Source organism: Roseomonas acroporae (genome assembly GCF_023223525.1).
GTDB classification, from domain to species: Bacteria; Pseudomonadota; Alphaproteobacteria; order Acetobacterales; family Acetobacteraceae; genus Roseomonas_E; species Roseomonas_E acroporae.
Window position 1 is genome coordinate 22,358 of record NZ_JALPRX010000022.1, and the last position, 14,844, is coordinate 37,201.

The 14,844-nt window shown below is 73.5% G+C and carries 14 protein-coding genes; 11 read left to right on the plus strand and 3 right to left on the minus strand.

The genetic code is table 11. The annotated features are described in order from the left end of the window. The first annotated feature begins 158 nt into the window (after nucleotides 1-158). Entirely contained in the window at nucleotides 159-1,082 is a 924-nt protein-coding gene (locus M0638_RS05920) for an HNH endonuclease (protein WP_248666042.1), read from the plus strand. On the opposite strand, the gene M0638_RS05925 is transcribed toward M0638_RS05920, so the two are convergent. Continuing rightward, nucleotides 991-2,157, minus strand: a complete 1,167-nt coding sequence (locus M0638_RS05925; protein WP_248666043.1) for a multidrug effflux MFS transporter — start codon at nucleotides 2,155-2,157, stop codon at nucleotides 991-993. The genes M0638_RS05920 and M0638_RS05925 overlap by 92 nt on opposite strands. Before the next feature lie 322 nt (nucleotides 2,158-2,479). Here M0638_RS05925 and M0638_RS05930 point away from each other — a divergent pair, with 322 nt between their 5' ends. From M0638_RS05930 to M0638_RS05945, 4 genes are read left to right on the plus strand one after another with little or no spacing between them, the layout of a single operon-like run. Then, entirely contained in the window at nucleotides 2,480-3,361 is an 882-nt protein-coding gene (locus M0638_RS05930; RefSeq protein ID WP_456316025.1) for an ABC transporter permease subunit, read from the plus strand. Next, nucleotides 3,358-4,890: a high-affinity branched-chain amino acid ABC transporter permease LivM gene (livM, locus tag M0638_RS05935; RefSeq protein WP_282571870.1), complete on the plus strand. Its 1,533-nt coding sequence runs from the start codon at nucleotides 3,358-3,360 to the stop codon at nucleotides 4,888-4,890. Before M0638_RS05930 ends, livM begins: the two co-directional genes overlap by 4 nt. Beyond that, complete coding sequence (locus M0638_RS05940; protein ID WP_456316023.1) at nucleotides 4,887-5,798, plus strand: ABC transporter ATP-binding protein; 912 nt, start codon at nucleotides 4,887-4,889, stop codon at nucleotides 5,796-5,798. The genes livM and M0638_RS05940 overlap by 4 nt, the downstream gene beginning before the upstream one ends. Continuing rightward, entirely contained in the window at nucleotides 5,795-6,508 is a 714-nt protein-coding gene (locus M0638_RS05945) for an ABC transporter ATP-binding protein (RefSeq protein WP_248666044.1), read from the plus strand. The genes M0638_RS05940 and M0638_RS05945 overlap by 4 nt, the downstream gene beginning before the upstream one ends. Before the next feature lie 187 nt (nucleotides 6,509-6,695). Here the strand turns inward: M0638_RS05945 and M0638_RS05950 are convergent, their stop codons facing one another. Together M0638_RS05950 and M0638_RS05955 are read right to left on the minus strand one after the other, a co-directional pair. Beyond that, a complete protein-coding gene (locus M0638_RS05950) occupies nucleotides 6,696-6,923 on the minus strand; it encodes a hypothetical protein (RefSeq protein WP_248666045.1) in 228 nt (75 codons plus the stop codon). Between the two features lie 137 nt (nucleotides 6,924-7,060). Further along, entirely contained in the window at nucleotides 7,061-8,059 is a 999-nt protein-coding gene (locus M0638_RS05955) for a metallophosphoesterase (RefSeq protein WP_248666046.1), read from the minus strand. Nucleotides 8,060-8,248: 189 nt separating this feature from the next. Between M0638_RS05955 and M0638_RS05960 the strand changes: the two genes are divergently transcribed. From M0638_RS05960 to M0638_RS05985, 6 genes are all read left to right on the plus strand, one after another. Further along, a complete protein-coding gene (locus M0638_RS05960) occupies nucleotides 8,249-9,376 on the plus strand; it encodes a hypothetical protein (protein WP_248666047.1) in 1,128 nt (375 codons plus the stop codon). Nucleotides 9,377-9,607: 231 nt separating this feature from the next. Next, the gene (locus tag M0638_RS05965) at nucleotides 9,608-10,606 is read left to right on the plus strand and encodes an LLM class flavin-dependent oxidoreductase (protein ID WP_248666048.1); all 999 of its coding nucleotides are present in this window, start codon (nucleotides 9,608-9,610) and stop codon (nucleotides 10,604-10,606) included. A 210-nt stretch (nucleotides 10,607-10,816) separates the two neighbouring features. Then, on the plus strand, nucleotides 10,817-12,238 hold the full coding sequence (locus M0638_RS05970; protein ID WP_248666049.1) for a LutB/LldF family L-lactate oxidation iron-sulfur protein: 1,422 nt from the start codon (nucleotides 10,817-10,819) through the stop codon (nucleotides 12,236-12,238). 22 nt (nucleotides 12,239-12,260) lie between these two features. Continuing rightward, entirely contained in the window at nucleotides 12,261-13,028 is a 768-nt protein-coding gene (locus M0638_RS05975; RefSeq protein WP_248666050.1) for a LutC/YkgG family protein, read from the plus strand. 13 nt (nucleotides 13,029-13,041) lie between these two features. Next, on the plus strand, nucleotides 13,042-13,623 hold the full coding sequence (locus M0638_RS05980) for a Smr/MutS family protein (RefSeq protein ID WP_248666051.1): 582 nt from the start codon (nucleotides 13,042-13,044) through the stop codon (nucleotides 13,621-13,623). A gap of 256 nt (nucleotides 13,624-13,879) precedes the next feature. Further along, nucleotides 13,880-14,824 (plus strand): NAD-dependent epimerase/dehydratase family protein, encoded by a 945-nt coding sequence (locus M0638_RS05985; protein ID WP_248666052.1) that lies wholly within the window; start codon nucleotides 13,880-13,882, stop codon nucleotides 14,822-14,824. Nucleotides 14,825-14,844: the final 20 nt, after the last annotated feature.

The window sequence follows — 14,844 nt, forward strand, 5'->3', positions numbered from 1 at the left end:
TGCGCTAAAGCTTGTTAAGGGAGCTTTGATATGATGGGAATATCAGATGGATTTTTGTCGGGCTTTTGAGGCAAGACTTCTTCCTTTTGAGGCAAGAATTGTGGTTATAATAAAATAAGCAGAAACTTAAGACAATTCATGTGAATTGGGAAGTAGAAATGTGTGACGAGGCGTTTCCAAATAAATCGAACACTCCTGCTGACATGATGGCCAAACGTATTTTTCCCGCAGTTTTTAAATGTATTTACTGTGGATCAAAGTCAGCCAAGTTAAGCGCGGAGCACATTTTGCCCGAATCGTTAGGCGGGAAATGGGAGCTGCCAAAATCATCCTGTGATAAATGCAGCAAAATTACATCCAAGTTCGAAATGGACTGTGCTCGCGCTTTATTTGGCCCAACGCGAGTTAAATTAAAGATTCCAAGGAAGAACGGGAAGAAGCTTCCGAAGACGCTAAGCGTGTCCTTCAGCAAGCTAGAGTTTAACCAAGGAAGAAAAATAGCTCAGGAAAATTTAGTTTTTGAAGAAATGGACGTTGATCCTGCTCCTGCATTTTTCGTCCTTCCTCTTTTTTGGCGACCTGGCATATTTACTCCGATCGGGCTTTCGGGGCGACTAGAGGAATTCGGCATGCGTGTTTTCAATATACATTTGGGAGATCTTCCAGAAGGCAAGTCAAATATCTATAGCGAGGTGGCCATAAATATTATTTCATTTGCAAGATTGATAGCAAAAATTGCTCATGGGTTTGCGATTGCTGTACTTGGGCTGGACGGCCTAGTGCCGTTTCTGTCTAAAGCCATTATAGTCAGCGACACTGCCGTTCTCAATTTTTTTGTTGGAGCCGACCAAAGAATGATAATGCCAATAAATAGCCGCCACGAGATAAGTTTTGAGGCAGTCAAGGCGTTTGTTGGGGAGCTCTTGGTTGTTCGAGTGAGATTATTTTCGGCATTTGGAACTCCGGTCTATCAGGTTGTGGTTGGAAGTCTTACCGAGCAGGGCGCAATACGTCTGCAATTACCATCGCCGCCAGCCCCGCCAGCATCAGCAGCACCATCGGGCGCGCCGTGCCGTCGCTGAGCACGCCGACCAGCAGGCCGCTCAGCGCCGCGAGGCCGAATTGCAGCGTGCCCATCAGGGCCGAGGCGCTGCCCGCCCGGGCGCCGTGCCGGGCCAGCGCCCCCACGGCGGCGTTGGGCATGATGAGGCCGCAGGCGGCCATGGCGGCGACGATGGGCGCGAAGGTGCCGGCGAGGCCGCCCCAGCCGGTCAGGGCGGTGACGGCCAGGGTGAGCACGGCGGCGGCGCAGAGCCCGGTCGCGAGGTGCAGCAGCCGGTTCGCGCCGAGCCGCGCGAGCAGCCAGGGGTTGCACTGCGAGGCGCCGATGAAGCCGACGGAATTCAGCGCGAAGAGCAGGCTGAAGCCGCCCGGCGAGAGGCCGAAGCCCTGGATGAACACGGTGGGGGCGCTGGCGACGTAGGCGAAGATCAGGAACATGCAGAAGCCGGCCATGGCGGCGTGGGTGAGGAAGCCGCGCTCGCCCAGCGCCGCGCCGTAGTGGCCGAGGATGACGGCCGGGTTCAGCGCGCTGCGCCGCTCCGGCCGGCTCGTCTCGGGCAGGAAGCGCCAGACGAGGAAGGTGGAGAGCGCGCCGTAGACGGTGCAGACCCAGAAGATGGCGTGCCAGCCGGCGAGGCCGAGCACGAGGCCGCCGAGGCCGGGGGCGGCGATCGGCGCCACCCCCATCACCAGCATCAGGCGCGACATCAGCCGCGCGGCGGCGAGGCCCTCGGCCACGTCCCGCACCACGGCGCGCGGCAGCACGGAGCTGGCCGAGCCGCCGATCGCGGCCAGGAAGCGGAAGGCCGAGAGGGTGGCGATGTCGGGCGCCAGGGCGCAGCCGGCCGAGGCCAGCGTGTAGACCGCCGTGCCCGCGATCAGCGGCATGCGCCGGCCGAAGCGGTCCGACAGGGTGCCCTGCAGCAGCTGGCCGATGGCGACGCCGATGAACCAGGCGGCCAGCGTGACCTGCGCCGAGCCGGGCGGGCTGCCCAGGCTCGCCTCCATGGCCGGGAAGGCCGGCAGGTACATGTCGGTCGAGATCGGGTTGATCGCGGTGAGGAAGCCGAGCAGCAGCGGCAGCCAGGAAGGCATGCGGGAGGCGGTTCCGAAGGGCGGCGGCGGGGCGGGCCGGGAGGCGTGCCGGGAATCCGGCGCGCCTGCGGCCCTTCTAGTCTCCGCCGCGGCGCGCCACCACCCGCCGGCCCCGGCCGGTACGCGGCCGGACGGAACCCGGCCGGCCGCCGGCGGGGAGGGGGCGCGTCCGGATGCGAAACCGCTTCGCGGCGGCGGCACGCTGGCCTAGCGTTTGCAGGGCCGGCCGGCGGAACGGGGGTCCGCCGCCGGCGGATTCGGTCGGGCACGAAGCGGAAGGGGGCGGCCACTGGCCTACGCGCTGCAGCAGCTGATCAACGGGATCAGCCTCGGGATGATCTACGGCCTCATCGCCGTGGGCTACACCATGGTCTACGGCATCATCGGCATGATCAACTTCGCGCATGGCGACGTGTTCATGGTGGGCGCCTTCCTCGCGCTGATCTCGATCCTGGCGCTGGGCGCGGGCGGCATCGCGGCGGGGCCGGCGGCGCTGCTGCTGGTGCTGCTGCTCACCGTCGCCTTCACCGCGCTCTACGGCTGGACGGTGGAGCGGCTGGCCTACCGCCCGCTGCGCGGTTCCTTCCGGCTCGCGCCGCTGATCTCGGCGATCGGCATGTCGATCGTGCTCCAGAACTACGTCCAGATCGCGCAGGGGGCGCGGGTGAAGCCGCTGGAGCCGCTGGTGCCGGGCGGCATCACGCTGCTGACCGAGGCGGGCTTCGCGGCGCAGCTCTCCTACATGCAGATGCTGATCGTGGCGGTGACGCTCGGCGTGCTGGCCGTGTTCACCTGGCTCGTCACCCGCACGCCGCTCGGCCGCGCCATGCGCGCCTGCGAGCAGGACCGCAGGATGGCCTCGCTGCTCGGCATCGACACGGACCGCACGATCAGCCTGACCTTCGTGATCGGCGCCGGCCTCGCCGCGGTCGCGGGCATGATGTACCTGCTGCGCTACGGCGTGATCGACTTCTACATCGGCTTCCTCGCGGGGGTGAAGGCGTTCACCGCCGCCGTGCTGGGCGGCATCGGCTCGCTGCCCGGCGCGGTGCTGGGCGGGCTGCTGATCGGCCTGATCGAGACCTTCTGGTCGGCCTACTTCTCCGTCCAGTACAAGGACGTCGCCGCTTTCTCGATCCTGGTGCTGACCCTGGTCTTCCTGCCGACGGGGCTGCTCGGGCGGGCGGAGGTCGAGAAGGTATGAGCGCGCCGGCGGGGGTGGCGGAGGCGCCGCCGCGGGCGGCCGCGCCGGTGGCGGGCGCGCTGCGGGAGGCGGGCCTCGCGGCGCTGGTGGCGCTCGGCCTGTTCGGGCCGATGGTGGGGCTGCGGACGGAACCGGGGGCGGGCGGCCTGATGCTGGTGCAGCGCTGGCCGACGGTGGCGCTGCTCTGCGCCATGGTGTTCGTGGGGCGCTTCGGGCTGGTCTGGGCGCGGTCGCATCGCTTCCCGGCCTTCCTGCCGGCGCTGGCGCGGGCGGTGCCGCTGGCGCTGGCGCTGGCGCTGCTGTTCGCGCTGATGCTGCCGCCGCTGCCGACGGGCGAGACGCTGCTCTCGGCGGGCGGGCACGACCGCGCCTTGGCGCTGCTGGCGCTGTTCGTCGTGGCGGGCGGCGTGTTCCTGGCGCTGGGCTGGGGGCGCGCGGCGCCGGCGGTGGCCGTGGCCTCGACCAGGTCCGGGCGCTGGGAGGGCTCGCTGCGCCGGTTCGGGCGGGTGCTGGGGCCGCTGCTGCTGGCGCTGGCGCTGCTGCTGCCGGCGCTGCCCTGGGTGGGGCGCTACACGCTCGACCTCGGCATCCTGGTGCTGACCTACGTGATGCTGGGCTGGGGCCTCAACATCGTGGTCGGGCTCGCGGGGCTGCTCGACCTCGGCTACGTCGCCTTCTACGCGGTGGGGGCCTATTCCTACGCGCTGCTCTCCACCTCGCTCGGCTGGAGCTTCTGGCTCTGCCTGCCGCTCGCCGGCATCATGGCCGCCTTCGCCGGCATCCTGCTCGGCTTCCCGGTGCTGCGGCTGCGCGGCGACTACCTCGCCATCGTCACGCTCGGCTTCGGCGAGATCATCCGCATCGTGCTGCTCAACTGGGTCTCGCTCACCGGCGGCCCGAACGGCATCGGCGGCATCCCGCGCCCGAGCTTCTTCGGGCTGAGCTTCTCGGCCGGCGGCGGCCCCGGCTCCTTCGCCGACTTCTTCGGGCTGGAGCCGAGCCCGACCCACCGCGTGGTGTTCCTCTACTACCTGATCCTGGCGCTGGCGCTGCTGACCAACTGGGTGACGATCCGGCTGCGCCGCCAGCCGCTCGGCCGGGCCTGGGAGGCGCTGCGCGAGGACGAGATCGCCTGCCGGGCGCTCGGCATCAACGTCACCACCACCAAGCTCACCGCCTTCGCGCTCGGCGCCATGTTCGGCGGCTTCGCCGGCGCCTTCTTCGCGACGCGGCAGGCCTTCATCAGCCCGGAGAGCTTCACCTTCCTCGAGAGCGCCATCGTGCTCGCCATCGTCGTGCTGGGCGGGCTCGGCAGCCAGATCGGCGTCGCCATCGCGGCCGTCGTGATGATCGGCGGCTTCGAGGTGTTCCGCGACCTCGCCGAGTGGCGGATGCTGGTGTTCGGGGGCGCCATGGTGCTCATCATGGTGCTGCGGCCACGCGGCATCGTCGCCTCGCGCACGCCGACCGTGGCGCTGGGGAAGCGGCGCGCCATCAGCGGCGAGCTGGTGGGCGAGGGGCACGGGTGAGCGGCGTGGCGGGCACCGACATCCTCCGGGTGGAGGACCTCTCGATGCGCTTCGGCGGGCTGCTGGCCGTGGCCGGCGTCTCCTTCGAGGCGGCGCGCGGCGCCATCACCTCGCTGATCGGGCCGAACGGCGCGGGCAAGACCACGGTGTTCAACTGCGTCACCGGCTTCTACCGCCCGACCGGCGGCGCGGTGCTGCTGCAGGCGCCGGAGGTGGCGGGCGGCGCGCCGGTGGCGCTGCACCGCCTCGCCGGCCACCGCATCGTGCGCGCGGGGGTCGCGCGCACCTTCCAGAACATCCGGCTGTTCTCCGGCATGACGGCGCTGGAGAACCTGCTGGTCGCGCAGCACAACGCGCTGATGGCCGCGACCGGCTGGGGCATCGGCGCGGTGCTGGGGCTCGTGCGCTACCCGCGCGCGGAGGCGGCGGCGATCGACCGGGCGCGGGCCTGGCTGGCGGCGACGAACCTGCTGGAGCGGGCCGACGATCCGGCGGGGGCGCTGCCCTACGGGGCGCAGCGGCGCCTGGAGATCGCGCGCGCGATGTGCACGGACCCGCTGCTGCTCTGCCTCGACGAGCCGGCGGCGGGGCTGAACCCGCGCGAGTCCGACCAGCTCGCGGCGCTGCTGCTGCGCATCCGCTCGGGCGAGGCGCCGAACGGGGCGCCCTGCTCGATCCTGCTGATCGAGCACGACATGGGCGTGGTGATGCGCATCTCCGACCGCGTGGTGGTGCTCGACCACGGCCGCAAGATCGCCGACGGCACGCCGGCGGCGGTGCGGGCCGATCCGAAGGTGATCGCGGCCTATCTGGGCGAGGAGGAGGCGGACGAGGACGCGCCGGCGGAGGCCGGCGTGGCGGGGAGCGGGGTGGCGGGGGCGGCTTCCGGGCCGGGGGGCACGGCATGAGCGGGCCGCTCCTCGCCGTCGAGAACGTCACCGCGCGCTACGGCGCGGTGCTGGCGCTCGACGACGTGTCGCTGCACGTGGAGGCGGGCGAGATCGTGACGCTGATCGGCGCCAACGGCGCGGGCAAGTCGACGCTGCTGATGACGATCTGCGGCGACCCGCCCGCCCGCGCCGGCCGCATCCGCTTCGACGGGGCCGACATCACCGGGCAGCCCACGCACCGCATCATGCGCGGCGGCATCGCGCAGGCGCCGGAGGGACGGCGCATCTTCGGGCGGATGAGCGTGCTGGAGAACCTGCTGATCGGCGCGCAGGCGGTGGCGGTCGATCCCGGGCCGGAGCTGGCACGGGTGTTCGCGCTGTTCCCGCGCCTGGAGGAGCGTCAGGCGCAGCGCGCCGGCACGCTCTCGGGCGGCGAGCAGCAGATGCTGGCGATCGGGCGGGCGCTGATGTCGCGGCCGCGGCTGCTGCTGCTGGACGAGCCTTCGCTGGGCCTCGCGCCGCTGGTGGTGAAGGGGATCTTCGCGGCGATCCGCCGGCTGAACGCGGAATCCGGGCTTTCCGTGCTGCTGGTGGAGCAGAACGCGCAGGCGGCGCTGCGGCTCGCGCATCGCGGCTACACGCTGCAGACCGGGCGGATCGTGCTGGCCGGCACCGGGCGGGAGCTGCTGGCGCGGCCGGAGGTGCGGGAGGCGTATCTCGGCGGCTGAGGGCATGCCGTGCCGAGGCGGGGTGCCGCCGGGCCGCGCCGTTCCGGTAACGGCCGGCCGGGCGCCGGTGTCGCGGCATGCATGCGGCCGGCGGCCGCCCGTTACCGGAACGGCGTGACCGGCACGGCATGACCGGCATGGCGCCGCGGGCGGGCCGATGCCGCCCGTGGCGATGCCGCGCGGCCGCTCAGTGCAGCAGCAGGTAGCTGATGTGCAGCGCCAGCGCGAAGGCGATGACGGCGGCGACGATGCCGGCAGTCAGCGAGCCGGCATGCAGGGTACGGAGGGTCCGGCCGCCGGCCTGCAGGTTCCAGCGCCGCGTCTCCCAGGCGGAGGCGGCCATGGCGCCGAGGATGAAGGCCAGGGCGGCGACCTCGGTGATGAGCGAGATCTGCTCCAGTGCGGTACGGCTCATGATGGCGCACCTTTCGTGACGTTTCCTTCATGCAGAGTACAGAAACCGGTGACGAAACGGTAAGGATATCGTCGCGCGGCAACGCGCCGGCGGCATCACGAGGCCGTGCGAGGGCGTGCGCCGCGGGCGTCGGGTGCTCAGGCGAGATGCACCAGGGTCAGCTCGGGCGGGACGCCGAGGCGCACCGGCAGGATGCTGCAGCCCAGCCCGCCGGAGACGATCAGGCGGCGGCCCGCCTCCTCCACCAGCCCGTAGGCGTAGCGGTTGCCGTAGCGCGAGGGGACGACCGGGGAGTGGCCGAACAGCCGCACCTGTCCGCCATGGGTGTGGCCGCTCAGCGTCAGCGCGATCCGCGCCGGCACCTCCGGGAACAGGTCCGGCTCGTGGGCGAGCAGGATGGCGGGGGCGTCGTCGCGCAGCTGGGCGAGCGTGGCGGGCAGGTCGTCGGCGCGCAGATGCTGCGCGGCCCGGTAGGGCAGCATGCTGTCGGTGCCGCAGAGCCAGATGCCGTCGCCGTGCGCCAGCCGGCACGCCGCGTTGGCCAGCACCGGGATGCCGGCCCGCCGCAGCCGCGCCTCGATGGCCGGGCGCCCGGCACGCCGCCGCTGCACCGCCGCGTCGTCCCACCAGTCGTGGTTGCCGAGCACGGCAAGGGTGCCGAGCGGCGCGCGCAACCCGGACAGGATGGCGGCCGCCTCGTCCATCGGCACGGGGGCGGCGAAGCGGTGATGCGCCGGCAGATCGCCGAGCAGCAGGTGCAGATCCGGCCGCAACGCGTTGGCCAGCGCCACGATCCGGTGCAGGCGCGCGAGCGGCATCCAGGGCCCGCCGCAATGCGGGTCGGCGAGGAGGCACAGCGAGAGGGGCGGGCGGGCGCCCCAGCCGGGGAGGGAGAGGCGGTATTCCCGCACCACGAGACGGAAGGCGGGCTCGATCGCCAGCGCATAGGCGGCGGTGGTGCCGCCGGCGGCCAGCGCGGCGATGGCGAGTCTCCTGCCCGCGCCCAGCAGCCGCCGGCGCGTCGGGAGCGGGTCGGCATCGTCGCCCCGTCCGCCGCTCGTTGCCGGCGGGCCGGGAGGCGGGCCGAGAGGCAGGGTGGGGCGGCCGTGCCGCGGTGGCGCTGCTTCGGCCGGCATGGGAATGCGATTCGCTCCGTGGCGTTCGGACGCGCGAGCCTGCCACGGGCCGGAGCCGGTCCGCTGGCGGGCAGGCCCGGCGCCAGGACCGGACACCGGAACTGGAGCGGGGAACGGGCCGGGCCGCCATGCCCGGCCGCCTGCGGCCAGGCTTCGTTGCGTGCCGGCGCCGGTACGGTAGAGAGGCGCATGCCCTGCCTGCCGCCCCCGTGCACCGCCGCCGGCCCGTCGCCCCGCCGGCCTGTCCCGCCGCGGCGCCGCGTCCGGGCCTGGCCCGCCGCGCTCGGGCTGGCGCTGCTGCTCGGCGGCTGCGCGACGGCGGAGCGGAACGCGCGCGAGCACCGGCTGCTGTCCGCGACCGAGCGTGTCTGCGTGCCGCAGACGCGGCTCCGTCACGTCGCGACGGTCGAGCCGGCGCCGCCCGAGACGCGGCGGCGGGCGGCGGACGCGCTCGCCGCCAGGGGCTATTCGCGCACGGCGATCGGCATCGCCGAGGTGATCGACGCGCTGCCGCTGCTGGAGCGGCTGGCGGCGGCGGAGGCGGCACCGGGGACGGGCGGGATGGCGGCCGAGCTGCGGCAGCTCCGGCTGCGGCAGGCGGTCGACGACCGCGTGACTCGCGCCATGCTCGACGTCGCTAGCACCCTGGCCGTGATCGACTGCGAGGGCGAGCGTGGGGACGGGCTGCGGGCGCGGCTGCAATCGGCGCAGGACCGGCGCGTGCAGCGGCTGAGCCTGGCCGGCATCCTGCTCGGCGCGGCCTCGGCGGCGGTGTCGGGCGGGCTCTCGCTGGGCGGCCTCGATGCCGCCTCGGACGTCGCGGAGATCGCCGGCGGCGCGGCGGGGGCGGGGGTGGCGCTGTCGCTGCTGTTCGGCGAGGCCTCCGGCCCGCTGCGCACCAGCCCCAACCTGCTGCGCGAGGTCTGGGAGGGTCCCGACCGCTCGACTCTGTACCCCTACACGGTCTGGCACTACCTGACCCGCCCCCGGCTGGACGATGCCTCGGCGCAGACGCCCGCCGCGCTGCTGGTCGCGGAGTGGCGTGCCGATGGCGGGCTGGACCCGGACGGCACGCCGGCCGAGCGCGAACGCTTCGCGCTGCTGTTCGGCCCCGGCGGCAACTACACCATCCAGGATCTGGAGCTGCGCGATTCGATGCTCGACCTGCTGGAGGCGAGCATCGCGCTGATGAACGAGGACCTGCGCGTGCTGCTGGCGGAGATGCAGGCGCAGGCGGGCGGCGCCGGGGAGACGGGGAACGAGGCGCTGCTGGCCAGGGGATCGGGGGCCGGAGGCGCGGCGGCGGGACGTCGCTGAGCGCCGTTCGGGTGACCGGCCTCGGGATGGCGAGGGCCTCCCGTGCCGGGAAGCGAGGGCCGCCGGCGCGGGCGGCGCGTCGTGCCGGGACCCCGGCGCTCGCCCGCGTGCCTCGGGCGCGGACGGGACCGACCCGCGGGCCACTCGGGCAGGCTCCGGGGCGCGCCGCGCGGGGCGGCCGTCGCCGAGGTCGAGCAAGGGGAGAGGCGCGGAAGGCAGGGGGGGGGGGACGTGCGGATCGATCTGGCGGGATGGACCCGGGAGGCGACGGCGGGCGACCCGCGCGACTTCCTGGCGCTGTTCGAGGCGGCGGACCGGATGGGCTTCGACGGGGTGTGGTTCAGCGAGTTCCGCTTCCGCCGGGCGCTGCCCTATCCCTCGACGCTGCTGCTGGCCGCGGCGCTGCTGGCGCGGACGGAGCGGCTGCGCGTCGGCACCTCGGTGCTGGTGCTGGCGCTGCACCACCCGCTGCTGCTGGCCGAGGAGATCGCGCAGCTCGACCGGCAGTGCGGCGGCCGGCTCGACATCGGCATCGGGCGCGGCACCGACCCGGAGACCTTTCGCGCGCTCGGCATCGGCCCGGAGGAGGTGCGGGAGCGGTTCGAGGAGGCGCACGGGCTGCTGGTCCGGGCCTGGACGCAGCCCGCGGTCACGGCGCGGGGGCGCTTCTGGTCCTTCGAGGGGGTGCCGGTCGGGCCGGAGCCGGTGCAGCGGCCGCACCCGCCGCTGCACGTCGCCGCCGCCTCGCGCGGGACGCTGGAATTCGCGCTGCGCCACGACCTGCCGCTGCTGCTGAGCCTGGAGCCGCCGGAGGGGCGGCAGCTCGCGCTCTACCGGACGCTGCTGGCGGAGCGGGGCGGCGAGGGGGCGCTCGGGCGCTCCTCGCTGGCACGCTACGTCTGCATCGGGCGCGACGCGGCCGAGGCGCGGGCGCGGCTGGAACGGCTGCTGCCGGGGCTCGATCGCCGGCGCCGTCACTTCGCCGCGCTGCGCGGCACGCCGCCCGACGCGGTGCCGCCGGCCGATCCCGCGCGCTTCCTGCGCGAGCAGGCGATCTGCGGCGACCCCGAGGCGTGCCACGCGCAGATCCGGGCGCTGCTGGCGGGGACCGGCATCGGCGCGCTGCGCTGCGTCTTCAACGGCAACGGCGTGCTGGACGACGGCGAGGCGCTGGCGGGGATGGCCCTGTTCGCCCGCGAGGTGCTGCCGGCGCTGCGGAAGGCCGGCTGAGCCGCGGCGCCGGGGGCGCCTTCCTCCTCGACCGCCGCCCCCGGCCGCCCGCCGCCCCGTGGCGGCCGCCACGCGCGGCCCGGCCGTGCGAAGGCAAATCCGGCCTGAAAACAAGGGGCTGCGGCATTGCGCCGACCCGGCGGGGCGGCGCCGTACTGTACGGGGCAGCGGCGCGTTGTAGAGTGCGGGAACGATAAGGGATCGCCGCCCGTGCTCGTCACCTCGCCCCAATTCAAGCGCAACGCCGCCCGCGCCCTGGCCGATGCCGGGCTGCAGAAGGCGCTCGGCACCACCACGCCGCAGATGCACGCCAAGCGCGCCGCGGCCAGGGCCGCGCTGCCGGAATTCGAGCGGCTGCGCGACGTGGCGCGCGACATCAAGAACCACACGCTGGCGAACCTCGACTTCTACCTTGAGACCTTCGCCGCCAACGTCGAGAAGGCGGGCGGCCGGGTGCACTGGTGCTCGACGGCGGACGAGGCGCGCGAGGCGGTGCTGCGGATCTGCCGGGAGGCGGGGGCACGCACCGTCACCAAGGGCAAGTCGATGATCTCCGAGGAACTCGGCATCAACGAGCACCTGGAGCGGCACGGCATCACCCCGGTCGAGACCGACCTCGGCGAGTACATCCTGCAATTGCGCGACGAGCCGCCCTCGCACATCATCGGCCCGGCCTTCCACCTCAACCGCGAGGACTGGGAGGAGAGCTTCCGCCGCTCGCACACCGACCTGCCGGCGGACCGGCCGCTCGGCGAGCGGCGCCAGCTCATGGACGAGGCGCGCACCAGGCTGCGCGCGCGCTTCCTGGCCGCCGACGTGGGCATCACCGGCGCCAACTTCCTGATCGCCGAGACCGGCAGCACCGTCATCGTCACCAACGAGGGCAACGGCGACCTAACGCAGACGCTGCCGCGCGTGCACGTGGCGCTCGCCAGCATCGAGAAGGCGGTGCCGACGCTGGAGGATGCCTGCACCCTGCTGCGCCTGCTGGCGCGCTCGGCCACGGGGCAGGACATGTCGGTCTACACCACCTTCTCCACCGGCGTGCGGCGCGAGGGGGACCTGGACGGGCCGGAGGAGTACCACGTCGTGCTGATCGACGGCGGCCGCTCCAACATGATCGGCTCCGAGTTCCAGGACATGCTGCGCTGCATCCGCTGCGCCGCCTGCATGAACCACTGCCCGGTCTACGGCGCGGTGGGCGGGCACAGCTACGGCTGGGTGTACCCGGGCCCGATGGGCAGCGTGCTGACGCCGACCCTGGTGGGCGTGGACAAGGCCGGGCACCTGCCCAACGCCTCCACCTTCTGCGGCCGCTGCGAGAGCGTCTGCCCGGTCAGGATCCCGCTGCCCGGGCTGATGCGCCACTGGCGCGAGCGCGAGTTCGAGCGCCACCTGACTCCCGCCACGGTGCGGCGCGGCCTCGGCCTCTGGGCGTGGTTCGCGCGGCGGCCGGCGATGTACCGCGCGGCGACGCGCCTCGCCGCCGGGACGCTGCGGCTGCTCGGGCGCGGGCGGGGCGCCTTCCGCGCGCTGCCGCTGGCCGGCGGCTGGACCGGGGGGCGCGACCTGCCGGTGCCGGAGGGCGGCACCTTCATGGCCGAGTACCGCAAGCGGCAGCGCGGTCGGTGAGGGCGAGGGCAGGGGCACGCGCATGAGCAGGGAAGCCATCCTCGACTCCATCCGTCGCGGCCTGCGCCGCGGCCCGCTGCCGGAGGACCAGGCGGCGATGCTGCGCGGGCGGCTGGCGCGGCACCCGCGCCAGCTCATCCCCGCACGCTCGCGCCTGCCGCGCCCGGAGCAGCTCGCGCTGTTCCTGCGCAACCTGGAGAAGGAGTTCGGCAGCTTCGAGCGCGTGCCCGACCTCGCCGCCGTGCCGGAGGCGGTGGCCGACTACCTCGCCGCCCACAACCTGCCGCCGCAATTCGGCATGGCGCCGCACCCGGTGCTGCTGGGGATCGACTGGTCGGCGCGGCCGCTGCTGCGCTTCGAGGCGCGCCGCGCCATGCCGACCGACGAGGTGACGGTGCAGCATGCCTTCGCCGCGATCGCCGAGACCGGCACGCTGATGTTCCCGGCCGATCCGACGCGCCCGACCACGCTGAACCTGCTGCCCGAGCACGCCATCGTGGTGCTGCACGCCAGCCGCGTCGTCGGCGCGCTGGAGGAGGCGTGGGACCTGCTGCGCGCCGAGCGGCGCGACCCCATGACCGGCGGCTTCATGCCGCGCAACGTGATGCTGGTCACCGGCCCCTCGCGCTCGGCCGACATCGAGTCCACGCTGGAGCTCGGCGCGCACGGCCCGCGCCGGCTGCACGTCGTGCTGGTGGACGACGAGGGCGATGCCCCCGCCGAAGCGCCGGGAGATCCGCGGGCCGAGGCCGTGGCGCAGCCGGGCGAGCCGGCGGTTCCCGGCGACTGACGACGCGCGCGGCATGGCAGCAACGGGAAAGCCGCGTCGCGCGCGTGGGCTGAGCGAGGCGGACCGGGCGCTGTGGCTGGCCTATGCCAGCCGCGTCACGCCCCTGCGCGGCCGTGCCCCGCCGCCCGCCCCCGCCGCGCCGCCGGCCGCGCCCGAGGCGCCGGCCCCGGCGCCGGCTCCCGGGCCGACCCCCGCCGCGCCGGCCGTGGCGCCGAAGCGGCGCGGCGGCATGGGGGAGGCGCCGATCAGCATCGGCGAGGCGCCGGGCGGGCTGGACGCGCAGCGCTGGCGCGACCTGCGGCGCGGCCGGCTGCGGCCGGAGCGCACGCTGGACCTGCACGGACGCACCGCCGCCGAGGCGCACCACGCCGTGCGCAGCTTCCTGGCGCTGGCCCAGGCGGAGGGGCTGCGCTGCGTGGCGGTGGTGACGGGGAAGGGCTCCTCCGGGGGCGGGGTGATCCGGCGGGAATTCCTGCACTGGCTGAACGCGCCGGACCTGCGGCCGCTGCTGCTGGGGGCGGCGCACCCGCACGCGGCGAACACGGGTGCGGTGCATCTGCTGCTGCGGCGGCGGAAGGCGCCGGGCGGGCGGTGAGGCGGTTTCGGGGCTCCGCCCCGGACCCCGGCAAGGAGGGCGCCGCCCTCCTTGCATCCTCCCGCCAAGGGGCGAAGCCCCCTTGGATACCCCGTTCGTTTCGGAATTCGCAGGTTGCACCGCCCAGGGCCGAACGCCGGCGGAGGTCCAGGAACCTGAGGTTCCTGGCGGGCGGGGTCTGGGGAGGGCAGAGCCCTCCCCAGGCGGTAGGGGCCCGGGAAAGGCGCGGCCTTCCCTGCCGGACGCCCCCGACCGGATGACCTCTCCGCTCGCCGCCCTCACCGGCGGCACCGGCTTCCTCGGCCGCCACGCCGTCGCCGCGCTGCTCGCCGCCGGCTGGCGCGTCCGCCTGCTGGCGCGCCGCGCGCCCGCGCACCCGCAACTCGCCGGCCTGCCCTTCGAGACGGTGCCCGGCGATCTCGCCGACCCGGACGCCCTGGCCCGGCTGGTGCGCGGCGCCGATGCCGTGGTGCATGCGGCCGGGCTGGTGAAGGCGCGCGGCGCGGCCGAATTCATGGCCGCCAACCGTGACGGCAGCGGGCGGCTGGGCGCCGCCGTCGCGGCGCATGCCCCGGCGGCGCGCTGCGTGCTGGTCTCCTCGCAGGCGGCGCGGGAGCCCTCGCTTTCCGCCTACGCCGCCAGCAAGCGCGCCGGGGAGGCGGCGGCGGTGGCGGCGCTCGGCGGGGCGCCCTGGGTGGTGCTGCGACCCTGCGTGATCTACGGCCCGTGGGACGTGGACGGCCTCTCGCTGCTGCGCCTCGCCCGGCTGCCGCTCACCCCGGTGCCGACGGCGCCCGCGCCGCGCCTCGGCATGATCCACGTCGCCGATGCGGCCGCCGCCATCGCCGCGCTGTGCCGGGAGGGCCCGGCCGGCGCCACCTTCGAGATCACCGATGTCCGCACCGAGGGCCACCCCTGGCGCGACATCCTGCGCCTGACCGGCGCGGCGCTGGGGCGCGCGCCGCGCTTCGTGCCGGTGCCGGACGCGCTGCTGCTGGCCGCCGGCGCGGCCAACGACGCGCTGGCGGCGCTGGGCCTGCCGCGCACCATCTTCGGCCACGGCAAGGCCCGCGAGATCCTGCACCGCGACTGGGGCTCCACGCCGGGCGCGCAGCCGCCGCGCGCGCTGTGGTCGCCACGCATCGAACTGGCGGCGGGGCTGCGGGAGACCGTGGCGTGGTGGCGCGCCGGGGCGGGCTGATCGCTGCCACGTCCCCGTTC